Annotated in this window: 17 protein-coding genes; 5 read left to right on the plus strand and 12 right to left on the minus strand. The window is 70.9% G+C overall.

Annotation, left to right across the window (positions count from 1 at the left end; translation table 11 throughout):
* Positions 1 to 684, plus strand: a 684-nt coding sequence (locus ABD912_RS12975) for an HNH endonuclease signature motif containing protein (RefSeq protein ID WP_345151340.1), incomplete at its 5' end; no start/stop codon positions are given.
* 101 nt (positions 685 to 785) lie between these two features.
* Here the strand turns inward: ABD912_RS12975 and ABD912_RS12980 are convergent.
* The 3 genes from ABD912_RS12980 to ABD912_RS12990 all read right to left on the minus strand — a co-directional run bounded on the left by ABD912_RS12980 (position 786) and on the right by ABD912_RS12990 (position 3993).
* Complete coding sequence (locus ABD912_RS12980; protein ID WP_345151342.1) at positions 786 to 1235, minus strand: hypothetical protein; 450 nt, start codon at positions 1233 to 1235, stop codon at positions 786 to 788.
* Positions 1236 to 1472: 237 nt separating this feature from the next.
* Positions 1473 to 2033 (minus strand): hypothetical protein, encoded by a 561-nt coding sequence (locus ABD912_RS12985; RefSeq protein WP_345151343.1) that lies wholly within the window; start codon positions 2031 to 2033, stop codon positions 1473 to 1475.
* Between the two features lie 103 nt (positions 2034 to 2136).
* Positions 2137 to 3993 (minus strand): glycoside hydrolase family 88 protein, encoded by a 1857-nt coding sequence (locus tag ABD912_RS12990; RefSeq protein WP_345151344.1) that lies wholly within the window; start codon positions 3991 to 3993, stop codon positions 2137 to 2139.
* Positions 3994 to 4372: 379 nt separating this feature from the next.
* Here ABD912_RS12990 and lysX point away from each other — a divergent pair, with 379 nt between their 5' ends.
* The gene (gene lysX, locus ABD912_RS12995) at positions 4373 to 7747 is read left to right on the plus strand and encodes a bifunctional lysylphosphatidylglycerol synthetase/lysine--tRNA ligase LysX (protein ID WP_345151345.1); all 3375 of its coding nucleotides are present in this window, start codon (positions 4373 to 4375) and stop codon (positions 7745 to 7747) included.
* A 20-nt stretch (positions 7748 to 7767) separates the two neighbouring features.
* On the opposite strand, the gene ABD912_RS13000 is transcribed toward lysX, so the two are convergent.
* The 4 genes from ABD912_RS13000 to acnA all read right to left on the minus strand — a co-directional run bounded on the left by ABD912_RS13000 (position 7768) and on the right by acnA (position 13830).
* The gene (locus tag ABD912_RS13000; protein WP_345151346.1) at positions 7768 to 8340 is read right to left on the minus strand and encodes a hypothetical protein; all 573 of its coding nucleotides are present in this window, start codon (positions 8338 to 8340) and stop codon (positions 7768 to 7770) included.
* Complete coding sequence (locus tag ABD912_RS13005) at positions 8337 to 9032, minus strand: DUF402 domain-containing protein (protein WP_345151347.1); 696 nt, start codon at positions 9030 to 9032, stop codon at positions 8337 to 8339. The genes ABD912_RS13000 and ABD912_RS13005 overlap by 4 nt, the downstream gene beginning before the upstream one ends.
* Positions 9029 to 10993 carry a 1-deoxy-D-xylulose-5-phosphate synthase gene (gene dxs, locus ABD912_RS13010; protein ID WP_345151349.1) on the minus strand — a complete coding sequence of 655 codons (1965 nt, stop codon included), beginning with the start codon at positions 10991 to 10993 and terminating at the stop codon, positions 9029 to 9031. Before dxs ends, ABD912_RS13005 begins: the two co-directional genes overlap by 4 nt.
* A gap of 131 nt (positions 10994 to 11124) precedes the next feature.
* A complete protein-coding gene (gene acnA, locus ABD912_RS13015) occupies positions 11125 to 13830 on the minus strand; it encodes an aconitate hydratase AcnA (protein WP_345151350.1) in 2706 nt (901 codons plus the stop codon).
* Between the two features lie 234 nt (positions 13831 to 14064).
* On the opposite strand from acnA, the gene ABD912_RS13020 reads away from it, so the two are divergent.
* Positions 14065 to 14577: a MarR family winged helix-turn-helix transcriptional regulator gene (locus ABD912_RS13020; RefSeq protein WP_345151352.1), complete on the plus strand. Its 513-nt coding sequence runs from the start codon at positions 14065 to 14067 to the stop codon at positions 14575 to 14577.
* Positions 14578 to 14596: 19 nt separating this feature from the next.
* On the opposite strand, the gene ABD912_RS13025 is transcribed toward ABD912_RS13020, so the two are convergent.
* Together ABD912_RS13025 and ABD912_RS13030 are read right to left on the minus strand one after the other, a co-directional pair.
* A complete protein-coding gene (locus tag ABD912_RS13025) occupies positions 14597 to 15997 on the minus strand; it encodes a class I SAM-dependent RNA methyltransferase (RefSeq protein WP_345151353.1) in 1401 nt (466 codons plus the stop codon).
* Positions 15994 to 18012 (minus strand): APC family permease, encoded by a 2019-nt coding sequence (locus ABD912_RS13030; protein ID WP_345151354.1) that lies wholly within the window; start codon positions 18010 to 18012, stop codon positions 15994 to 15996. Before ABD912_RS13030 ends, ABD912_RS13025 begins: the two co-directional genes overlap by 4 nt.
* Before the next feature lie 155 nt (positions 18013 to 18167).
* Between ABD912_RS13030 and ABD912_RS13035 the strand changes: the two genes are divergently transcribed.
* Both ABD912_RS13035 and ABD912_RS13040 read left to right on the plus strand, forming a co-directional pair.
* Positions 18168 to 18848 (plus strand): potassium channel family protein, encoded by a 681-nt coding sequence (locus ABD912_RS13035; protein WP_345151355.1) that lies wholly within the window; start codon positions 18168 to 18170, stop codon positions 18846 to 18848.
* A 31-nt stretch (positions 18849 to 18879) separates the two neighbouring features.
* Entirely contained in the window at positions 18880 to 19551 is a 672-nt protein-coding gene (locus ABD912_RS13040; protein ID WP_345151357.1) for a potassium channel family protein, read from the plus strand.
* 69 nt (positions 19552 to 19620) lie between these two features.
* Here ABD912_RS13040 and ABD912_RS13045 read toward each other — a convergent pair whose 3' ends face one another.
* Genes ABD912_RS13045 through ABD912_RS13055 form a run of 3 tightly spaced genes read right to left on the minus strand, consistent with a single transcriptional unit; the run spans position 19621 to position 22839 of the window.
* Positions 19621 to 20595, minus strand: coding sequence for a 5-oxoprolinase subunit C family protein (locus ABD912_RS13045; RefSeq protein ID WP_345151359.1), 975 nt, complete (start codon positions 20593 to 20595; stop codon positions 19621 to 19623).
* Positions 20585 to 21490 (minus strand): 5-oxoprolinase subunit B family protein, encoded by a 906-nt coding sequence (locus ABD912_RS13050; RefSeq protein WP_345151361.1) that lies wholly within the window; start codon positions 21488 to 21490, stop codon positions 20585 to 20587. Before ABD912_RS13050 ends, ABD912_RS13045 begins: the two co-directional genes overlap by 11 nt.
* Positions 21487 to 22839: an acetyl-CoA carboxylase biotin carboxylase subunit gene (locus ABD912_RS13055; RefSeq protein ID WP_345151362.1), complete on the minus strand. Its 1353-nt coding sequence runs from the start codon at positions 22837 to 22839 to the stop codon at positions 21487 to 21489. The genes ABD912_RS13050 and ABD912_RS13055 overlap by 4 nt, the downstream gene beginning before the upstream one ends.
* Positions 22840 to 22841 lie beyond the last annotated feature (2 nt).

Raw genomic sequence — 22841 nt, forward strand, 5'->3', positions numbered from 1 at the left:
ATCCCCGGCGAGGGCCACCGGGCGGCCGAACTGAACGGCCACGGGCCCATCGACGACGCCTCCGCCCGCCGCCTGGCCGCCCAAACCCCCACCTGGACCCGCCTCTACGCCACACCCGGATCCCTGGCCGTGGTCGGCATGGACCACCACCGCTACCGCCCCACCCCCGCCCAGCGCCGCGCCCTCTGGGCCGCCGACCAAACCTGCCGCTTCCCCGGCTGCCGCCGCAACGCGCTGGCCTGCGAACCCGACCACGTCCACGAACACCACCACGGCGGACCCACCGAACTGGGCAACCTCGCCAGCCTGTGCCGCAAGCACCACACCTACAAGACCCTCGGCCTCTGGAAAACCCGCATCGGAGCGGACCGCACCCTCGAATTCACCTCACCCGCAGGACGCACCTACCGCACCGACCCACCCCTGCCCTGGCAAGACACCGGCCACCACCACGACCCACCCCAGGACACCCAGCCCCACGATGCGCCAAAACATCACCAACCCCCAACACGGCAGCACCACGCCACCACGTCACGGCACGAGAGTGGAGACTTCGCCCTCCCCGGCGAGCGCCCATCCGCTCAAACCGCCACCCCGCGGCCCGCACCCCGAACCGCATCCCGCCGCACCGGATGGGACTCCCCCGACACCGACGACGGCAGTGCCGAGACGCCACCGTTCTGAACTCATCAGGGTTGGAAGTGGCAGAAAAACGACGGAAACGGCGCCGCCTGCAGGTCCGCGCAATGGCGGGCCGGCGAAACTCGGTGTTCGGGGAGGCTGCGTCAGGAAGCAACCTTCACGATCCGGTTGAGCAGGGCGGCCGCACCGTCTGGGTCCTCCCCGGGGCCGATGAGGAAGGCGACATCGCACAACGCAGTGCCCGGGTCATTGGATCTGCCAGGCTTCTCGGCAACCACGGCACTGGCGTGGACGTCGTAGCGTACGCCGTTGAGCCGAATGACGTTGGTGAGCAAGACGCTGAACCTGCTGCAGGTGGCGTTGACCTCATGTGCCGGAATGAACATGAAGAACCCCTCGTCCACGAACCTGCCAAGCACCTGCCCGGACGGGCTGATCACCTTGCCGGCGAGCGTGCCGCCAAACGCCAGACCGCCAGCTTCGAAGGCGCCGAAGCCCGTGACGGTGAACCGTGCCTCGAGCCTGCCGCCATTGTCGGCGGTTGCGGTGGCCGGTCCCGTTTTCACGATGGCCTTCGCCGAGGGCTTGTTCACGGAATGGCTCGAGGCGGATGCGCTCGATGGGTGGGTGGACGGGGACGACGCGGCGGCGGCCGGAGCGACGCCCAAGGCAAAGGTGATGGCGAGTGCGGCAACGGTGGATGCGCGTTTCCTGGGCATGTCTTCCTCCTGCGGAACCGGCGCGTCACCGCGCCTGAGAGTGCCAGAAAGTTCACGATGGATGACACAGGCCAATTGCGTCGGCCTGGAATTGCCCGACGGGTGGATACGTTAGGACGCAGGCGAGCGGTCGGCGCCATCGAAGGCTTTGATGGTTCCTTTCAGCAAGGGCTCCGCGGTAGCGCCAAAACACAGCCCGGCCAGGTCTTCGCGGCTGAAGGTCTCCTCGATCCGCAGAATGGCGCTGGCGCTTTCCCAAACCCCATCATTGTCCAGGTCGGTGGATATCACGTGGATCGAGGTGGGGACCTTGCTGTTCTTCACCCATCCAATGACATTTGCCGTGCCGATTCTGGATCCGGATCCCTTGACTACGGAGACACACAGGATCTCGGCGGATCCGTGCTTGCCGGTCTTCCTGCCCTTGTAGTCCAGGATGTCGTAGCGCAGGGAGCCCTGCGCATCGACCACCCTGCCAATCGGGGTCCTGTCCCGGGCCTCGATCTTGAAGCGCGCCGTGAATTGCCCGGCAGGCGCGCCTGCCCGGTTAACGAAGGTTTCAATGACCGCATCATTGGTTTTTATCGCATCGAAGCTGGCTCCGGATGCCGGCACCGCCGCCGGTGCGATGAGAGCGACGACGGCGCCAACTGCGGCGAAGATCTTGCGCATGCCCTACCCCTCACTTGCGGACTGTACCTCGGGTGAAAGTGTCCACAAGCTATCCGCAGGTACCGGCGGCCACCAGAGTGGCCGCTACTCTAATCGCCTGCAGTTATCCGGTCGTTCCCGCCCACACGTCGTCGACGGACACGACGAGCGACGCCGGACTCGCGCCGCTGCTGAAGTAGCTGTAGAACCCCATCGTTCCCGCGGCCTGGAGGCCCGCGGTGGAGTCGGTCGTGGTGATCTGCCATGTGGTCGGCTCGGGCGTGCCGAGCTTCCACACCTTCGCCCGGATCGTGGTCGGCGACGCACCGACCACCTGGAGTCGGAGGCGCAGCCGGTTGCCGCTCGCGAAGGCGAGCCCCGGCACCGTGATGGCGCGCAGCGTCGTCGTGCTTCGCCGCACCTGCAGCTGCACGCTGCCGCCCGACGCGACGACGGCCCTCGCGCCATACTCCGCGGTCCCGACCCGCCGCCCGAGAACCCCGAAGTAGAGGCTGCCGCTGGCTGGCCGGGCAAAGCTGACGGTGGCGCTCAACTCGGTGTCCTGGCTGGAGACGCCGTTGAGGAACGCGTATCGGGTGGCGCCGGCAGGCGTTGTGACCCTGGCGCTGCCGCCGTTGACGGCGAAGTTCGCCGCGGTCCCGGAAAGTGTCCACGCGCCGCCCGTCTCCGCCGCGCCCAAACCGTTGGCGACCGTGCGGCCGAAGGAATCGGACGCGAGGAGTCCGCTCAGCTTGGCGACCTCGGACGCGGCGAGCGCGAACGCACCGACGCAGTACGCGATGGAGATCGTGGTGCTCGGGGCGGCCGGAGCCTCGCCCACTCCCTGGCAGTTGGAGACGAACCCGGTGCTCTTGAGGGAGATCGTGCTCAGCCCTGTCCAGGCCCGTGTCACGACGGGCAGGTAGGTGTCCCGGTCAAGTACCCCGGTGCGGATGCCATAGGCCATCGCGTAGACGAACAGGGCCGTTGCGCTGGTCTCTGGCGCGGGGTACAGCGACGGACTGAGCAGGCTGCTGCGCCACATGCCGTCGCTGCCCTGCAGCGGCACGAGCCGGGCCGCCATTTTCTGCAGCATCGATCGGTATTCGGCGTACTGCGGGTCCGCGGGCGGGACAGCCATGAGCATCCGGGCCATCGCGCCGATCACCCAGCCGTTGCCCCGCGCCCACAGCACCTTATGGCCGAGTGCGTCGCGCTGGGCCACGTACCTGCAGTCCCGCCACCACAGGTTCTCGGTTGGGTCGAAGAGCCCGTTGGCCGTGCATCCGGGCCGGACCGGCGTCTCGCCGTCGTTCTTGAGGAACGTGTAGAACTGTGCGGGCTTGGCCTGGTACGCGGAATTGCCGGTGCGGTTCGCCCACCGCGGCCACAGCGGGAGCCCCATGAACATCGAGTCCACCCACCAGTAGCGGTTCGCGGGCAAGGCGAGATCCTGGCGCATGAAGGCATCGGAGGGCGCGAGGTTGGCGCTGACCCCGAGGTCGACCGAGTCGTACCAGACCTGGATCGCCGCGCGGCTGTCGGGGTTGGAGGTGGGGCTCTCGGGGGCGTCCGCGATCCACCCGTTGCGATCTCCCCAGGATTGCAGCCACTGACGGTACTTCGGGTCCGCGGTCTGTCGGTAGAGCGCGTCGACACCCATGAAATACGGGGTCCACCTCCACCCGGCATCCGCGGTCGCGCCGCCGCCGTTCGCATAGAAGTAGTCGATCGCCGACCTGGCCGCCTGCACGACTGACGAGCGCGAGGGCAGGGCCGTCGCGACGGCCGGGGACGCGGCGCCGACGGCCGGCATGCCTCCCAGCAGCAGCGCCGCGGAGGCGGCAAGGACCACGAACCCCCGGAAGGCCGATCGTCCCTTCCGGAGACGGCTGGACTTTTCCGGGACGGACACCGGCCGGGTCGGTGGCATGGTGGTCGGTGTCAGGGCGGATGAGGACGGGTGCGAGCGATGGCGCATGACTTCTTCCTTGCAGCAGGAACCAGCGGACCAATGGGCTTGAATGTCGTGCATTTTCCCCAGACGGGCACCACCCTAGGAAGCCGGATCGGTCCGCACAATGCCGCCAGCTTCCCGGCGGTCAGTGGCAGGTGTCCTGGTTTCCTGTCGCAGGGGTGCGTATCGGGGCGGGCGAAAGGTTCTGCCCCGGACACGGAGTCGGGCGCCGCGTCGGCTCGCGCTCGTCATGGCCGGTTTGGGCCGCCCTAGCGTACGGTCGCGGCCGCCCCTAAGGTAAAGCCAAGTCTCCGCGGGAAGGAGGGCATCTCATGGTTCAGGTGGGTCTGGGGCCACTACCCGCAGGGCCGCCGGAAGATCGGTCCGAGGCGCGGCGGAGACGGTGATCCTGCCCAAAGGATCCGCCCCCGGGAGCGCTTCGGGGTCGCCCCGTCCAGCGCCGTCCGCCGTCGCCGCCGGGCCCGTCCCCGGGCCGGCGCACCCGGGCAAGGAGCGGTGGGCGAAGCTCATCGTGTGGGTCTACGCCTTGGCCTGCGTGCTGTCCGTGGCGCTTTGGGCGGCGCATCTGCTGCGCCCCTCCTTCGCCTACTGGCCGACAGTGGTGCTGGGGGCGCTCAACGTCCCGGTGAGCCCCTCGCTGGTCTCGGTGGTGGTGCTGGTCCTGCTCACCGGGGCGCTGCTGAGGCGAAAGCGGGTTGCCCTGGTGGTGGTGGCCCTGTTCGAGGTGGTGGGGCTGCTGGTTTCCGCCGGGGTCCTTGCAAGGGTGTGGGGTTTCGGCCTGGAACCGGCCCCCACCCCGCCGTTGGACGCCTTGGACGTGGCCCTGGAGGTCCTGGGCGTGGTGGTTGCGTTGGCGGCCCTGTGGCTGTGCTGGTGGGTGCGCGAGGCGTTTCCGGCCCGCAGCAGGCCCGGCGCCGGTGCCGCCGCCGCGCTGACCCTGCTGGGCGGGACCGTGGTGTCGGTGGCCCTCACCCACGTGCTGCTTCTTGCCGCCACCGACACCGCCGTGGAGGACTGGACGGTGCTGGGCGGGGCCCTGTTGCGGGCGCTGGGAGTGCGGCCGGAGGGCGCGGGATTCCACCACGCGGTGCCGGAGTGGATCCCCGTGCTGGCCTCGCTGCTGCTGGCGACGAGCCTGGTCGCGGCCGCCTACGTCTTCCTGCGCCCGGTCCGGCGCAACCAGGGCTGGTCCTCCGAGGCGGAGGTCGCCCTTCGAAGGCTGCTGGCAGGCTACGGAGAGCAGGACTCCCTGGGGTACTTCGCGACCCGCCGGGACAAGGAATTGGCCTTCTCGCCGGACGGGCGCGCGGCAGTGGCCTACCGGGTGCTCTCCGGAGTGTGCCTGGCCACCGGGGACCCGGTGGGCGATCCGGCTTCCTGGCCGGGCGCCGTGGCGGCGTGGAAGGCCCGCGCGCGCCTCTACGGGTGGGTGCCGGCCGTGCTGGCGGCCTCCGAAGCCGGGGCCCGGGCCCACGCCGCGACCGGGTTGGCGGTGACCGCCCTGGGGGACGAGGCGGTGCTTCACACCGACCGGTTCTCCCTGGCCAGCACCTCGATGACCGACGTGCGCCGGGCGGTGCGCCGAGCCCGGCGCAGCGGGCTGAGCGTGCGCATCCGCCACCACGGTGAACTCGAGCCCACCGAACTGGCCGCGTTGGGGGAACTGGCCGACGCCTGGCGTGGCGGAGAGCCGGATCGGGGGTTTTCCATGGCCCTGAACCGTTGGGGGGATCCGGCCGACGAGCAGTGCGTCGTGGTGACCGCCCACCAGGAGGACGGCACGGCGGTGGGGTTGCTCTCCTTCGTGCCGTGGGGGCGGCAGGGCCTGTCCCTGGACGTGATGCGCCGGTCCCCCACCGCTCCCAACGGCACCACCGAACTGATGGTCGCCGGACTCATGGACCATGCCCCGGGGCGCGGGATCCGAGCCGTGTCACTGAACTTCGCCGCGTTCCGCAGGGTCTTCGCCGACGCCGAACGCCTGGGGGCCGGCGGCATTACCCGGCTCAACAGGTCATTGTTGGGCTTCTTCGAACGGTTCTTCCAGCTCGAGAGCCTGTACCGCTCCAACGCCAAGTACGCCCCCGAGTGGGTGCCGCGCTACCTGTGCTTCGACGGCGCCTTGGCCCTGGTGCAGGTCGGCATCGCGGCCGCACAGGCCGAGGGCCTGCTCCCCTACCCGTTCGCCCCGCGCCCCACCAGCCACCGCCTCGACGAGGGACGGCTGGACCGGGTGCGCGCCCTGGAAAGCCTGGTGCCCCCGGAAGTTGCGCCCGGTCCGCGCCCCACCCAGCAGACGCGGCACCGGATCCTCCATGCCCGGATGCTCGAAGACGCCGGGCTGGATCCCTACCCGGTGGGCCTGCCCGCCGCCGTCCCGGTGGCCGACGTCGGCACCGCGAACGGCCCCGCAGGTCCCGTGCGGGCCTGCGGGCGAATCCGGGCCCTGCGCAACCACGGCGGCGTGCTGTTCCTGGACCTAACCGATGCCGGAACCACGGTCCAGGCCGTGCTTGAGCGCCAGGCGGTGGGCGCCCGGCAGCTCCGGCTGCTGTCCCAGGCCTTGGACACCGGCGACCTCGTCGTCGTCGACGCCACCCGGGGCAGTTCCCGCACCGGAACCCCGTCCCTGCTGGTCCACCGGCTGACCGTGGCGGCCAAGGCCCTGCACCCGGTGCCGTTCGCCGGGTTCCGGGATCCGGAAGACCGGTCCCGGCGCCGTGCCGGGGACCTGCTGGCACGCACCAAGGCCCTGCAGGTGCTCGTCCAGCGGTCCCGGGCCGTCGCCGCGGTGCGCGCGTTCCTTACCGAGCAGGGCTACCGGGAGGTGGAAACCCCGATGCTCCACACCGTCCACGGCGGGGCCTCCGCCCGCCCGTTCCACACCTTCATCAACGCCTACGGGACGGACCTGACGCTGCGCATCGCCCCGGAGCTGCACCTGAAGCGGCTGCTGGTGGCCGGGGCCGGGCCGATCTTCGAGATCGGGCGCAACTTCCGCAACGAAGGTGCCGATGCCACCCACAACCCCGAATTCACTTCCCTGGAGGCCTACCGCCCCTTCGCGGACTACCGCGACATGCGTGTCCTGACCGAGCGGCTGATCAGGACCGCCGCCACGGCCATCCACGGAACGGCCCGGTTGCCCTTGCGGGACGTCCACCACCCGACGGCGTCCCCGGTGCCCACCGACATTTCCGCGCCCTGGCCGGTGGTCACCGTCACCGAGGCCGTTTCCGCAGCGCTTGGCCGGCCGGTGTCGGTCGACACCGACTTCGACGAGTTGATCGAGCTGGCCCGGGAGCACGGGGTGCGGATCGGCCCGGGCATGGGCCCCGGGGCGGTCCTGGAGGGGCTCTACGCCAAACTGGTGGAACCGGCCACGATCCATCCCACCTTCTACACCGATTTCCCCGCCGAGACCTCCCCGCTCACCGCCCCGCACCGCCGCGCCCCCGGGCTGGCCGAACGCTGGGACCTGGTGGCCAACGGCATGGAGATCGGCACCGCCTACACCGAACTGACCGACCCGGTGGAGCAGCGCCGACGCCTGACCGCCCAATCGCTGAGGGCCGCGGCCGGGGACCCGGGGGCCGCGGAGGTCGACGAGGACTTCCTCCACGCCTTGGAGACCGGAATGCCTCCCTCCGGCGGGCTGGGCATCGGGATGGACCGGCTGGTGATGCTGCTGACCGGCACCACCATCCGCGACGTCATCGCCTTCCCGTTCGCCCGCCCCGCCCGCCACCACGACTGAGGGCGGGCGGGACGGTACGGCTAGCCGAGCGTGAAGGGGGCCTTGGCGGGCAGCGGGTGCTTCTGCTTGAGCGCGGACGGGTCCGCATACGGGGCCACGCCGATGGAGAGCTTGGTGACGTCCAGGTCCGCGTCCTTGATGCAGACCTTGACGGCGGCGACGGCCTTGGCCGGTTCCGGCGAGAGGATGCGGATGTTCAGCTTGCGGGGGGCGAAGTCGGTGGATTCGACGGTGCCCAGGCCGCGCCAGCCCAGGAAGCCGCGCAGCGCCTCGGCGGCCTTGGCCTCGAGGTAGTGGTCGCGCTGGGTTCCTTCCACAGACTTCAGCGCGAACTGGGCGATGACCCAGTGCTGGTCCTCGGGGCGGATCTCGGCGTAGCCGTCCTCGAGGCATTGCTCCACGAAGGCATCCAGCAGGGTCTCACCGGCGTCGGCTGCCACGTCCTTGACCTCCTCGGTCTTGGACTGGTGGCCGGCAATGCCGCGGTTGACGACGAACTGGCCGGTGGCCTCGCCGTCCTCGACGTCGAACCAGGCTTCGCGGAATTCAAGGACGCCTTCGGCGTCGCGGCGGTACAGGCGGGCAATGCTCACGGTGTCTCCCGGATGGTGGGTTGGCTGGTGGGGGGAATGGGGTGATTCTGGGTCTGGGCGCGGCCGGCGGCGAACCAGGCGGCCGCGGTGCCGGAGGAATTCCCGGTGCCGCGTGGCGTTTCGGGGCTGTCCAACTGCTCAGGGCTGTCCAACTGCTCGATGCCGTCGAAGGGGGCCGCCCCGGCGGCCACCCAGGCGTGGACGTCGGCGCAGGCCGCGCGCATGGCCTCGACCAGCGCATCGGGATACTGCTTGGCCAGGATGTGCGCGGCGAACTCGTCCTCGTCGTCGACGTAGGCCTCGCCCCCGGCGTAGAGCAGGACGTCAAGGTCCATGTCGATGGAACTGGCCTCCCACCCGGCCGGGCTCAGCGCACGCCAGCCGAGGTCGGTGGCGATGTCCACGTACACGCGCAGGTTCCGCGGGTGCCCTGCGTCGTAGAAGGTCGCCACCCAGTCCCCGTCGCGCGGGAAGAGGCAGACGGCGTCGGACGCGGCCAGGAAGGCGTGGCCCGGACGGGACACGAGCGATCCGCGCGGCTGGAAGACCCAGTCGCCGTGCCGGTCGGCACCCAGGTACCGGCCGGGCACCACCCAGTGCGCGCCGCCGTCGTACTTCCACGCGCGGGCCACCACCAGGTCCCCCGGCCGCGCACCGGCGGGCTCGCGCGGCAGGCCGCGGGGCGCGCTCACAGCCGCGGGATCTGGCCGGTGGGCGTTTCCTGCCCCGGCAGCGGGCGCGCGAACGGGACCTTGGTGCCGAGCACCTGGGCGACGGTGTCCTGGGCGATCCGCTGGGCGGTGAGGCCAACACGCGCGAGGACCTGGTTGCGGGACCCGTGCTTGAGGAACTCCACGGGCAGGCCCACCTCGTTCAGGGCCGTGTCCACGCCGGCCTCGCGCATCTCCTGCCGGATGCGCGAGCCCACGCCGCCGGCCTTCACGCCGTCCTCGATGCACACCACGATCCGGTGGCGCGCAGCCAGGCCCACGATCGAACGCGGCACGGGCAGCACCCAGCGCGGGTCCACCACGGTGGAGCCGATGCCCTGGGCCATCAGGCGCCCGGCGACGTCCAGCGCCACGGCGGCCATGGAACCGACGCCGACCAGCAGCACGTCCGGATCGCCTTCGCCGTGGCGGGCCAGGACGTCGACGCCGTCGTGGAGCCGCTCCAGGGCCTCGATCTCGTCGCCGACGGACCCCTTGGAGAAGCGCAGCACGGTCGGCGCGTCGGAGATGGCGACCGCTTCGCGCAGTTCCTCGCGCAGCCGGGTGGCGTCGCGCGGGGCGGCCAGGTGCAACCCCGGGATGATCTGCAGCAGCGACAGGTCCCACATGCCGTGGTGGCTGGGCCCGTCCGGGCCGGTGACCCCGGCGCGGTCCAGGACCACGGTGACGCCGGCCTTGTGCAGGGCGACGTCCATCAGGAGCTGGTCGAAGGCGCGGTTCAGGAACGTCGCGTAGACGGCCACCACCGGGTGCAGGCCCCCGAAGGCCATCCCGGCGGCGCTGGCGAACGCGTGCTGCTCGGCGATGCCGACGTCGAAGACGCGCTCGGGATGGCGTTCGGCCATCTCCTTCAGGCCCACCGGGATCAGCATGGCGCCGGTGATGCCCACGATGTCGGGGCGTTCGTCGGCGATGTCGGCGATCTCCTGGCCGAAGACGCTGGTCCAGGACTGCGCGTCCGGGCGCTCCACGGACTCGCCGGTCTCCGGGTCGATGACGCCCACGGCGTGGAACTGGTCGGCCTCGTCGGCCCGGGCCGGCGCGTAGCCGCGCCCCTTCTCCGTCAGGGCGTGGACGATCACGGGACCCGAGTAGCTGCGCGCGTGGGCCAGCGCCTCCTCGACGGCGGCCATGTTGTGCCCGTCGATGGGGCCGATGTACTTCATGCCCAGGTCCTCGAAGAGGCCCTGGGGGGCCCACCAGTCCTTGATGCCCTTCTTGGCCGCATGCAGGCTCTTGTAGGCGAAGCGGCGGGCGGGACCGCCGCTTCGCAGCCTGGCCTTCCACCAGTCCAGGGCGCCCTCGTAGGCGCGGTGGGTGCGGACCTTGTCCAGGGTCTGGCGCAGCCCGGCCAGCTGGTCGGCCAGCCCGCCGATGGTGGGCGCGTAGGAGCGGCCGTTGTCGTTGACCACGATCACGACGCGGCGGTCCTTGTCGGCGGCGATGTTGTTGACCGCCTCCCAGGCCATGCCGCCGGTGAGCGCGCCGTCGCCGACCAGCGCGACGACGTGGCGGTCGCCCTCCCCGGTCAGCCGCCGGGCCCGGGAGACGCCGTCGGCCCAGGACAGGGAGCTGGAGGCGTGCGAGCTTTCGAGGATGTCGTGCACGGATTCCGCGCGTTCGGGGTAGCCGGCCAGCCCGCCCTGCTGGCGCAGCGTGGAGAAGTCCTGGCGGCCGGTGACCAGTTTGTGCACGTAGGACTGGTGGCCGGTGTCGAAGATGACGGAGTCGCTCGGGGAGTCGAAGACCCGGTGGATGCCCAGCGTCAGCTCGACGACGCCGAGGTTGGGGCCCAGGTGCCCGCCGGTCCGGGACACGTTCGCGACCAGGAATTCACGGATCTCCTGTGCGAGGTCCTGCAGTTGGACCATGCTCAGCCCGCGCAGGTCGCGCGGCTCGTGGATGGTCTCAAGCAATGGCACAGGAAGGGTCCTTTCGATCCGTGAAGCGATGGTTAATCCTACCGCCTGCCCGCGGCCGGTCTCCCCGCGGACGCCGCAGGGGCGGGCGGCCGGTGGTCCGGCCGCCCGCCCCTGCGGGTGGTGATCGACGCCTAGGAAGCGGAGATCTGGCGCAGCACGTACTGCAGGATGCCGCCGTTGCGGTAGTAGTCGGCCTCGCCCGGGGTGTCGATGCGCAGGACCGCGTCGAACGTGGTGGCGGTGCCGTCCTCGGCGGTGGCGGTGACCTTGAGCGTCTTCGGCGTGGTGCCGTTGTTCAGCTCGGTGACACCCTCGACCGCGAAGGTCTCGGTGCCGGTCAGGCCCAGGGTCGCGGCGGACTGGCCGGCCGGGTACTGCAGCGGCAGGACGCCCATGCCGATGAGGTTGGAGCGGTGGATGCGCTCGTAGCTCTCGGCGACGACGGCCTTGACGCCCAGCAGCGCGGTGCCCTTGGCGGCCCAGTCGCGGGACGAGCCGGAGCCGTACTCCTTGCCGGCCAGGACCACCAGCGCGGTGCCGGCGGCGGCGTAGTTCTGGGCCGCGTCGTAGACGTAGGCCTGCGGGCCGCCCGCCTGGGTGAAGTCGCGGGTGAAGCCGCCCTCGACGTTGTCCAGGATCTGGTTCTTGATGCGGATGTTCGCGAACGTGCCGCGGATCATCACCTCGTGGTTGCCGCGGCGGGAGCCGTAGGAGTTGAAGTCCTTGCGGTCCACGCCGTTGGCCAGCAGGTACTGGCCGGCCGGGGTGTCGGACTTGAAGGAGCCCGCCGGGGAGATGTGGTCGGTGGTGACCGAATCGCCCAGCTTCAGCAGGACGCGGGCGCCCTGGATGTCCTTGACCGGGTCCGGCTGCGCCTTCATGCCCTCGAAGTACGGGGGCTTGCGGACGTAGGTGGAGTCCTCGGCCCAGGCGAAGGTGTTGCCGGCCGGGGTGTCCAGCGCGCGCCAGCGCTCGTCGCCGTCGAAGACGCCGGCGTAGCCCTTGGTGAACATCTCCTCGTCGATGGAGGAGTCGATGGTCGCCTGGACCTCAGTCGGGTTCGGCCAGATGTCCTTCAGGAAGACGTCGTTGCCGGCCTCGTCCTGTCCCAGCGGGTCGGCCTCGAAGTCGAAGTCCATGGTGCCGGCCAGGGCGTAGGCGATGACCAGCGGCGGGGAGGCCAGGTAGTTCATCTTGACGTCCGGGTTGATGCGGCCTTCGAAGTTGCGGTTGCCCGAGAGCACGGCGGTCGCGGCGAGGTCGTTGGCCTGGATGGCCTCGGAGATCTCCGGCTCCAGCGGGCCGGAGTTGCCGATGCAGGTGGCGCAGCCGTAGCCGACGATGTAGAAGCCGAGCTTCTCCAGGTACGGGGTCAGGCCGGACTTCTCGTAGTAGTCGGTGACGACCTTCGAGCCCGGGGCGACGGAGGTCTTGACCCACGGCTTGGAGGTCAGGCCCTTCTCGACCGCGTTGCGGGCCAGCAGTGCGGCGGCCAGCATCACGGACGGGTTGGACGTGTTGGTGCAGGAGGTGATCGAGGCGATCGACACCAGGCCGTGGTCGAGCGTGAATTCGCGGCCGTCGGCCATCTTCACGTCGATGCCCTTGGACGGACGGCCCAGGCCCAGCGCGTCGGCGTCGCCCGGGGCGTAGGTGTGGATGTCCTTGCGGAACTGGTCCTTGGCCTTGGTCAGCTCGATGCGGTCCTGCGGGCGCTTCGGGCCGGCGATGGAGGGCACCACGGTGGACAGGTCCAGCTCGAGGAACTCGGAGAAGCGCAGCTCGCGGGACGGATCGTGCCAGAGGCCCTGTTCCTTGGCGTAGGCCTCGACGAGGGCGATGTTCTCCTCGGAGCGGCCGGTCAGGCGCAGGTAGTCCAGGGTGATGCCGTCGATCGGGAACATGGCGGCGGTGGAGCCGAACTCCGGGCTCATGTTGCCGATGGTGGCGCGGTTGGCCAGCGGCACCTGGGCGACGCCCTCGCCGTAGAACTCGACGAACTTGCCGACGACGCCGTGCTTGCGCAGCATCTCGGTGATGGTCAGCACGACGTCGGTCGCGGTGGCGCCGGCCGGGATGGAGCCGTTGAGCTTGAAGCCCACCACGCGCGGGATCAGCATGGAGACCGGCTGGCCGAGCATCGCGGCCTCGGCCTCGATGCCGCCAACGCCCCAGCCCAGCACGCCCAGGCCGTTGACCATGGTGGTGTGGGAGTCGGTGCCGACGCAGGTGTCCGGGTAAGCGCGCAGCTTGCCATCGACCTCGCGGGTCATAACGGTGCGGGCCAGGAATTCGATGTTGACCTGGTGCACGATGCCGGTTCCCGGCGGGACGACCTTGAAGTCGTCGAACGCGGTCTGGCCCCAGCGCAGGAACTGGTAGCGCTCGCCGTTGCGCTGGTACTCGATCTCCATGTTGCGCTCGAGCGCCCCGGCGTTGCCGAAGGCGTCGATCTGCACGGAGTGGTCGATGACCATTTCGGCCGGAGCCAGCGGGTTCACGCGCGTCGGGTCGCCGCCGAGGTCCTTCACGGCCTCGCGCATGGTGGCCAGGTCGACGACGCAGGGAACGCCGGTGAAGTCCTGCATGATGACGCGGGCCGGGGTGAACTGGATCTCCGTGTTCGGTTCCGCGTTCTCGTCCCACTGGGCCAGTGCGCGCACGTGGTCCGCGGTGATGTTCGCGCCGTCTTCGGTGCGAAGCAGGTTCTCCAAGAGAACCTTGAGGCTGTAGGGAAGGCTTTGCGCGCCCTCCACGGCGTTCAGCCGGAAAATCTCGTATTCGTTGCCATTGACGTCCAGTACGCCCTTGGCCCCGAAGCTATCCACATTGCTCACAGTGGGACTCCTCTCGCCAGATTCACATCTTTGTTGCCCGTCCGGACGCACCGCCAGTTAGGCGGGCCTTAGCGGCAAGCGTCCGGTTTGGATTGCGGCAGAGCTGTTGCCAGTCTAGCCGCGCACCCTTTTTGCGGACCCCCGCAGGAGGGGATCTCTTGACATCAAAATTTATTATTACCGTACTTTCCATATATCTTGATGTCAAGATACCGTGGTCCGGACGGGACCAACATGAAGGATCAACGGGACATGGAGCGGCGCATGGATGCGGTGGACGAGATCATCGACGGGTGGCAGCGCGCGATGCCGTCGGAGGACGTCGAACCGATGGGCGTCTTCAGCCGCATCGGCCGCCTGGCCCAGCGCTTCGAGGCCCTGCGCCGCAACGCCCTGGCGGTCCACGGCCTGCAGCTCGGGGACTTCGATGTGCTCTCGGCCATCCGGCGCTCCCCGGACGGCGCGCTGACCGCCGGACAGCTGGCCAAGGAAAACCTCGTCACCTCAGGCACCATGACCAACCGCATCGACCGGCTGGTGGCCCGGGGCCTGGTGGGCCGCTCCGCGGACGTCGCCGACGCGCGCATCGTCCGGGTGCAGCTGCACCCGGAGGGGCGGCGGCTCGTCGACGCCGCGTTCGTCGAGCTCATGCGCATCGAGCACGAGCTCCTGGACTCGATCCGCAACGCCGACCGCCAGCCGCTGGTGGACCGGCTGCGCGAACTGCTCGCGCGGATCGAGGCCTAGCCGCCCCTTCCGGGGGCGGTTAGGCGCGCACCAACAGGCCGACGGTCTCCATGTGGTGGGTGTGCGGGTAGAGGTCGAGGACGCGGACCTTTTCCAGCCGGTAGCCCTGGCGGCCGAAGTCGGCCACGTCGCGCGCGAAGGACGCCGGGTCGCAGGAGACGTAGCTGATCCGCGCCGGGCCGGCCTGGGCGATCTGGCGCACCGCCATCTTGCCCGCACCGGTGCGCGGCGGATCCAGCACCACCCCGTCCAGCCGCCCGCCGGCTTCGGTCCCCTCCGCCAGGGCGCGCTCTTGCAGGGACTTGGCCAGGGTCTTTTCCACCCGGCCCTGCAAAACGAGCGCCTGCGGGACCCCGTGGAGATTGCGGCGGGCGTCGCGGCTGGTGCCCGGGGCACCCTCGATGGACAGGACCAGCCCCGCGTCGCCGACCGCATCGGCCAGCGGGGCGGTGAACAGCCCGGCGCCGGCGTAGAGGTCGGCCAGCCGCTGGCCCGGCCGCGGATCCAGGTCCTGCAGGACAGCGGCGGCCAGGGTGTCCGCGGCCAGCCGGTGGATCTGCCAGAAGCCCTCTCCGGTGACCCGGTAGGCGTGCCCCGCGGCCCGCTCCCCCAGCCAGGTGCGCCCGCGCAGCCGCCGCAGCGTTCCGCGCCCGTCGGAGGCCGAGCCGCCCTTCTGCGTGATGGCCGCGGCGGAGACCCCCTCGGCCAGGCGCTTGGCGGCGCGGTCGGCCAGGCCCGGGGTCCCGCCGTCGTGCTCGACGAAGAGCACCAGCGGCGCGCCCCCGTCGGAGGGGACGGCGACCTCCACGCGGGCCAGGCCGCGCAGCGGCAGCTCCCACAGACGCAGCGCGTTCACCGCGTCGACGGCCAGCGGCATCTCGCGCACCGGCACCAGCTCGTTGGAGCGGAACGCGTTCATGGCCAGCCGGCCGGCGTCGTCCACGGAGAAAGCGGCGCGGGTGCGCCAGCCGAGGCCGTCGGCGCGTTCGCCGTCAGGGACCTCGACGCCGGCGAAGCCTGCCGCGTCGGGATCGGTGCGGCCGAGCCGGACGAGCTGTTCGCGGAAGATGCGCCCCTTGAGCTCGCGCTGGTGGCCCAGCTCGGCGTGGCCGAACTCCGCCCCGCCCACGGGCGCCCGCCCGGCGGCGGCCGCCGCCAGGGCGTCCGCCGCGGCCCAGAAGTGCGCAACCCGGTGCTCGGAGGCCTCCAGCACCTCGACCGTGTCGGCCCGCCAGAAGCGGGCCTCCTCGGCGCACTCGGTCAGCCGTGCGCGCACCAGTTCCCCGGGCAGGGCGTGGCGGACGAAGACGACGCGCCCCTCGTGCCGGGCGACGCAGTGGCCGCCGTGCGCGGGCGCGCCGATCCGCAGTTCGACGGTGCGCGGGTCGGCCACGCGCGGGTCGATGGTGGTGTGGGTCATTCAAGGGCCTTTCGCCGGTTGGGGGCGGGGACGCGCGCGGCGCCCCCGGCGGGTTCGGCCACGGCGTCCGCGCTGGAGGCCAGGCGCCAAGGCACGCTGGCGACCACCACGCCGGGCTCGAAGTGCAGCCGCGCCTTGATGCGCAGCGCCGTCTGGTTGTGGACCAACTGCTCCCACCAGCGGCCCACCACGTATTCGGGGATGTAGACGACCACCAGGTCGTGCGGGGATTCGCGCCGGATGGCCTTGATGTGGTCCACGATCGGGGCGGCGATCTCGCGGTAGGGAGAGGCCAGCACGGTGACCGGCACGGGCAGCTGGAGCCGGTCCCACTCCTCGAGCGTCCGGGCGGTCTGCTGCGCGTCGATGTCCACGATCACCGCGTCCAGCTTGGACGGGCGGCTGGCCCGGGCGAAGGCGACGGCGCGCAGCACCGGCTTGCGCAGCGTGGACACCAGGATCAGCGCGTGGACCCGGGAGGGCAGGGCGGTCGCGGCGGAGTCGGGGTCGATCGCCAGTTCGCGGTCGACGGCGACGTAGTGCCGGTGGATGGAGTCCATGGCCAGGTAGAGCACGCCGATGCCGAGCACGGCCAGCCATGCCCCGTGCGTGAACCGGGTGACCAGGACGATCACCAGCACGATCGCGGTCAGGACGAAGCCGGCCAGGGTCAGCACCCGCGAGCGCATCAGCCGCAGCCTGACCCGGCGGTCGGCGGTGGCGTTCAGGGCCACGCCCCAGTGGCGGAGCATGCCGAGCTGGCTGAGGGTGAAGGAGACGAACACGCCCACCACGTAGAGCTGGACCAGCGAGGCGACGTTGGCCCCGAAGGCCAGGACCAGCGCCAGGGCGGCGATGCCCAGCGCCACGATCCCGTTGCTGAAGCCCAGCCGGTCGCCGCGGGTGCGCAGCTGGCGCGGCATGAATCCGTCGACGGCGAGGTGGGAGGTGAGGTTCGGGAAGGAGGTGAAGCTGGTGTGGGCGGCCATCAGCAGGACCAGGACCGTGGCGAGCACGATCAGGTGGAAGGCGGGGCTGCCGGCGCCGAACACCGACTGGGCCAGCTGCCCGAGCACCGGGTTCTGGATGTAGTCCGCCGGGATCGGTCCACCGTCCAGGCGCAGGTTCTCGGCCGGGTCCTCGACGACGTGCACGCCGGCGGCGCGGGCCAGGAACATGGTGCCCAGCGTCAGCACGGCGGCCACGGCGCCGATCATCACCAGGATCCGGCCGGCGTTGCGGGCCCGCGGCGGGGCGAGCGTGGGCACGTTGCTGATGGGCGCCTCGATGCCCGTCAGCGCCGCGGAGCCGGTGGAGAACGCGCGCAGCACCAGCAGGGCCCCGAAGAAGCCGGTCAGTCCGGCCTCGAAGCCCTCCTCCGGGACGATCTCGAAACCCGCGCTCGGGGCGCGTCCGAGGGTCCCCGCGGCGGCCGCGATGCCGCCGACGGCGATCATCACCAGCAGCGCGCCGACGAAGAAGTAGGTGGGCAGGGCGTTGCCGAGGCGGGAGCGGCCCAGGCCGCGCAGGTTCAGCAGCACCAGCAACACCACGCCCGCCCCCGCCAGCAGCCTCTCCTGCCCGGCCAGGCCGGGCAGCGAGGCGACCACGTAGTGGGCGGCCGAGGAGACGGACACCGCGACGGTGAGCACGAAGTCCACCAGCAGGGCCGCCGCGACGGTGGTGCCGGCGGCCGGGCCGAGGTTGACGGAGGCGATCTCGTAATCGCCCTTGCCGGACGGGTAGGCCCGCACTGACTGGCGGTAGGAGGCGATGATGACCAGCATCACGGCCATGACGGCGACCCCGACCAGCGGCGAGAGCGAGATCGCGGCGACGCCGGCGATCGCCAGCGTCAGCAGCACCTCGTCCGGGGCGTACGCCACCGAGGACAGCGCGTTGGAGGAGAGCAGCGGAAAGGCCAGCCGCTTGCGCAGGGGTGCCTGCCTGAGGCGTTCGGTGCGGAACGGCCGCCCGACCAGGACGCGCTTGAGCGCGTCGAGAAACGTCAACACCGAACCACGGTACCCGCGCGGTGCGTCCGTGTCATACTCCGGCACCCGCCGGCACGCCGCCCGGACGTGCGCGTTCCATGGGAGACTGGGAAGCGGACCGAAACCGATCCGGCATCAGGGCCGGGCACCTTCCTTGCACGCATTGGGGGCCGACAATGGCGCACTTCGTCATCATGGGTTGCGGACGCGTCGGCGTCACGCTCGCCCACACGCTGGACGACGACGGCCACACGGTCGCGATCATCGACCAGGACGAGCGCGCCTTCCGCCGGCTGCGCCGCGGCTTCGCCGGGCGCAAGGTCACCGGCGTCGGCTTCGACCGGGACACCCTGGAACGCGCGGACATCGGCAGCGCCTACGCCTTCGCCGCGGTGTCCAGCGGCGACAACTCCAACATCCTGGCCACGCGCGTGGCCCGCGAGACCTACCACGTTCCGCACGTGGTGGCGCGCATCTACGACCCCGGACGCGCGGAGATCTACCAGCGCCTGGGCATTCCCACGGTCGCCGCCGTCCGCTGGAGCGCCGACCAGGTGCTGCGCCGAATCCTTCCCGAGCAGGGCATCAAGGGCGACTTCCGCGAGGCCTCCGGCCGCCTGATCCTGGGCGAGGTGGGCGTGCACGACGGCTGGTACGGGCACAGCCTGGGCGAGATCGAAGCGGCCGCCGGGATCCGCGTGGCCTACCTGACCCGGTTCGGCGAGGGCATGCTGCCGACCCCGGAGACCCGACTGCAGCAGGGGGACGTCCTGCACGCCATGATGCCGGTCGCCGCGACCGGGGACATCGACCGCATCCTCTCCGGCGCCCCCGCCCCCACCCCCGAACCGGCATGAACGCCGCGCCCCTGACGAATACGGAGCAGCCATGAAGGTCATCATCGCCGGCGCGGGAAGCGTCGGATCCTCGATCGCCAAGGAGCTCCTGGCCCACGGGCACGAGGTCCTGCTCATCGACGAGAAGCCCGAGGTCGTCGGGCGCAGCGGGGTGCAGGGGGCGCGCTGGCTGTTCGGCGACGCCTGCGAACTGAGCATCCTCAAGGACGCGCACATGGACGAGGTCGACGTCGTCGTCTCCGCCACCGGCGACGACAAGGTCAACCTGGTGGTGTCCCTGCTGGCCAAGAGCGAGTTCGGCGTCGGCCGCACCGTGGGCCGGGTGAACAACCCGAAGAACGACTGGATGTTCGACGACGCCTGGGGCGTGGACGTCGCCGTCAGCACTCCGCGCCTGATGACCGCCCTGGTCGAGGAGGCGGTGGAGATCGGCGACGTGGTGCGCCTGCTGACCCTGCAGACGGGCGTGGCCTCGCTGGTCTCCTTCACGGTCCCCCAGGACGCCCGGCTGATCGGACGCACGATCGGGCAGGTTCGGTGGCCGGCGGACGCCACGGTGGTGGCGATCCTGCGCGACGAGGCGCCGATCACCCCCAGCCCCGACGACGTGATCGAGGGCGGGGACGAGCTGTTCTTCATCTCCACGATCGCCGCCGAGGACGAACTCCGCGCGGTCCTGCGCCCTGAGGGCGCCCCGCACTAGGAAAGCGGCACCGGGACACGACACCGGCCGGCCACCCGCGCGGGTGGCCGGCGTCGTGCGCTCTGCCGCTCAGCCCTGCAACGCCGTCCGCACCTTCTCCAGCCGCGCGGCGGCCTCGGCGCGGGCGGCGAGCGCCTGGTCCATGGTGACCTCGTCGAAGTGGGTCACGGTGCCGGGGGCGGCCCGCGCCAGCAGGTCCATGTCCGCGGAGATCACGGTGCCGACCATCGCGTAGCCGCCGCCGGAGACCGCGTCGCGGTGCAGCACGATCGGCTGGGTGCCTCCGGGGATCTGGATCGAACCGACCGCGTAGCCGGCATCGACGATGTTGGAGGGGTCCGAGCCGGCGCCGAAGGGCTGTTCGCGCGGCTCCCAGGCCACCCCCGGCCCGTTGTAGCGCAGGCCCATCCGGTCCGCGACCGGGCTGAGCGTCCAGGCCTCGCCGAGCAGGTTCGCCCGCCCGCCCGCGGTGAGCCGGTGGTCGTAGAGTCCCATCAGCACGCGGAGGCGCTGCTCCTTGGCGAAGGCCGGGCGCAGGTCCTCGGGGATCGAGTCGCCGGCGGGCAGCTCGGCCGCCGCGTGCCCCACGGGCAGCCGGTCCCCGGCTTTCAGGGCCCGGCCCTGGAAGCCGCCGACCGCCCCGATGACGTAGGTGGACCGGGAGCCGAGCACCTCGGGCACGTCAATGCCGCCGCGCACCGCCACGTAGAAGCGGGTGCCGCCGGAAATCACCCCGAAGCCGACGCTGTCCCCGGCCGCCAGCTCCAGGCGCCGCCACTGCCCGCGTTCCTCGCCGTTGACCAGCACGCCCACCGGGGCGCCGGTGACCGCCAGCACGGTGGGTTCGTCGACGGTGAAGGCCGGGCCCATGTACGTGCACTCAAGCACCGCCTCGGCGCCGGTGTTGCCCACCAGCAGGTTGGCCAGCTCGGCCGAGTACTGGTCCATGGACCCGCCCTGCGGGATGCCGACGTTGTAGTGCCCGGTGCGCCCGCGGTCCTGCACCGTGGTGGAAAGCCCCGGCTTGGTGATCTCAATGCCCATTGAGTGCCTCCAGAATCTCGCGGTTGTACCCCTCGGGGTCGGCCAGGGCGGCGGTCAGGTCGAAGGTGACCGGCGCCTGCCGGTAGCGGAAGGTGCCGTCGGCCACCTCGTCCTTGATCCGGCGGTATTCGGCCTCGTCTACCGGGCGGAACTTGACCAGGTCCCCGGGGCGGAAGAAGACCATGAAGTCCGCGAAGTCCGCCAGCCGCTGGGCGGGGTCGAAGATCGGGGCGGCCACCACCCCGAACATCTGGTAGCCGCCGGCGCCGCGCACGGAGTAGATGCAGGAGAAGCAGCCGCCGTGCCCCAGCGTCAGCTCGGGGGTGTCGGTGCGCGGGCTCAGGTACTTGGGCACCTGCAGCTGTTTCTCCTGCTCCACCAGCTGGAACAGGAACGGCAGCCCGGCCACGAAGCCGACCATGGAGGCCATCCACGGCTGCTCGTGGTGGCGGCGGATGAACTCGGCGGCATCGGCGAGTCCGTTGACCTTCGCCGCGTAGTCCAGGTCGCTGCCTCCCGGTTCCTGGTGGTAACCCTCGCGGAAGCGCTCGGCGACTTCGGCGGTGTAGGGGTCCTGGTACCAGACCGGGATCTCGATGATGCGGGTCTCCAGGCGCGCCTGCTCGGCGTCGCCGAGCCGCGCCTCCAGCTCCCGGACGCGCAGCTGGAGCTCCTCGGGTCCGAGCAGGTCGGGGTTGAAGCGGATCAGCAGCGAGGCGTTGGCGGGGCAGATGTCCACCACGCCCTCCAGCGCCGCGTCGGTCAGGGCGCGGGCCAGCGACATCACCTTGAAGTTGGCCGCCAGGCTCATGGCCTCGGCGATCTCGACGAAGAGGAACTCGTCCCCGCCCCAGGTGTAGCGGGCGGGGCCAAGTTCGGCGACGGTGGTGCTCACAGTGCCTCCAGCAGTCCGGGGGTGGTCTCGATGAACTTCGAGTGGTGCTCCACCGCGGCGAACTCGGGGCGGGCCAGGAGCGCCTGGTGCAGCGGGACCGTGGTCTTGACCCCCTCGATGTGCACCTGCTTCAGGGCCGCGAGCATCGCGGCGATCGCTTCCTCGCGGGTCCCGGCGCTGACCACGAGCTTGGCCAGCATCGAGTCGTAGAACGGGGCCACGACCGAACCGGCGTCCACCCCGGTGTCCACGCGGATGCCTTCGCCCTCGGGCCACTGCAGCGCCGAGATGGTGCCCGGGGAGGGGAAGAAGTTGTTCGAGGGATCCTCGGCGTTCAGCCGCACCTCGATCGCGTGGCCGGTGAAGGTGATGTCCTCCTGGGTGACCGAGAGCCCCTGGCCGGAGGCCACCCGCAGCTGCTCGCGCACCAGGTCGACGCCGGTGATGGCCTCGGTGATCGGGTGCTCGACCTGCAGCCGGGTGTTCATCTCGATGAACGCGGCCTCATGGGCCGCCGGGTCGTAGAGGAACTCGACGGTCCCGGCGCCGGTGTAGCCGCATCGGCGGGCCAGTTCCACCGAGGAGCTGCGGATCCGCTCGCGGACCTCGTCGGGCAACGCCGGGGCGGGAGCCTCTTCGATGACCTTCTGGGAGCGGCGCTGCATCGAGCAGTCGCGGTCGCCCAGGTGCACGAACACCTCGCCGTCGGCCAGCACCTGCACCTCGACGTGGCGGGCGTGGGGCACGAAGCGCTCCATGTAGACGGTCGGATCCCCGAACACCGAGCCGGCCTCGCCGCGGGCCATCTCGATGGCCGCGAGCAGTTCCTCCTCGGTGTCCACGAAGCGGATGCCGCGCCCGCCGCCGCCGGCGGAGGCCTTGACCGCGAGCGGGAAGCCGATCCCGCGGGCGATGGCCAGCGCGTCGTCCTCCTCGCGCAGCGGCCCGTCGGTGCCGCGCAGCACCGGCACCCCGGCCTCGCGGGCGGCCTCGCGGGCCCGGGACTTGTTGCCCATCATCTCGATCGCCTCCGGCGGGGGGCCCACCCAGGCCAGTCCGGCGTCGATGACCTTGCGGGCGAAGGCCGCATTCTCGGAGAGGAAGCCGTAGCCCGGGTGCACGGCGTCGGCGCCGGTCTCCAGGGCGGCGGAGATGACCGCCTCGTGGTTCAGGTAGCTGGCGGTGGCCGGAGCCGGGCCGATCAGCACCGCTTCGTCGGCGGTGCGGGCCGCCAGCGAGTCCTTGTCCGGCTCGCTCACCACGACCACGGTGGCGATGCCCATCTGGCGGGCGGTGCGGATGATCCGCACCGCGATCTCGCCGCGGTTGGCGATCAGCAGTTTCTTCATCG

Source organism: Arthrobacter ginkgonis (genome assembly GCF_039540195.1).
GTDB lineage: Bacteria > Actinomycetota > Actinomycetes > Actinomycetales > Micrococcaceae > Zafaria > Zafaria ginkgonis.

Bases quoted from the DNA above. Each gene is read 5' to 3' on its own strand.
- ABD912_RS13020 (WP_345151352.1), top strand. From the start codon at position 14,065: ATGAAGGATCAACGGGACATGGAGCGGCGCATGGATGCGGTGGACGAG.
- ABD912_RS13025 (WP_345151353.1), bottom strand. From the start codon at position 15,997: ATGACCCACACCACCATCGACCCGCGCGTGGCCGACCCGCGCACCGTC.
- ABD912_RS13045 (WP_345151359.1), bottom strand. From the start codon at position 20,595: ATGGGCATTGAGATCACCAAGCCGGGGCTTTCCACCACGGTGCAGGAC.
- ABD912_RS12990 (WP_345151344.1), bottom strand. From the start codon at position 3,993: ATGCGCCATCGCTCGCACCCGTCCTCATCCGCCCTGACACCGACCACC.
- ABD912_RS12985 (WP_345151343.1), bottom strand. From the start codon at position 2,033: ATGCGCAAGATCTTCGCCGCAGTTGGCGCCGTCGTCGCTCTCATCGCA.
- ABD912_RS13040 (WP_345151357.1), top strand. From the start codon at position 18,880: ATGAAGGTCATCATCGCCGGCGCGGGAAGCGTCGGATCCTCGATCGCC.
- ABD912_RS13035 (WP_345151355.1), top strand. From the start codon at position 18,168: ATGGCGCACTTCGTCATCATGGGTTGCGGACGCGTCGGCGTCACGCTC.
- ABD912_RS13055 (WP_345151362.1), bottom strand. From the start codon at position 22,839: ATGAAGAAACTGCTGATCGCCAACCGCGGCGAGATCGCGGTGCGGATC.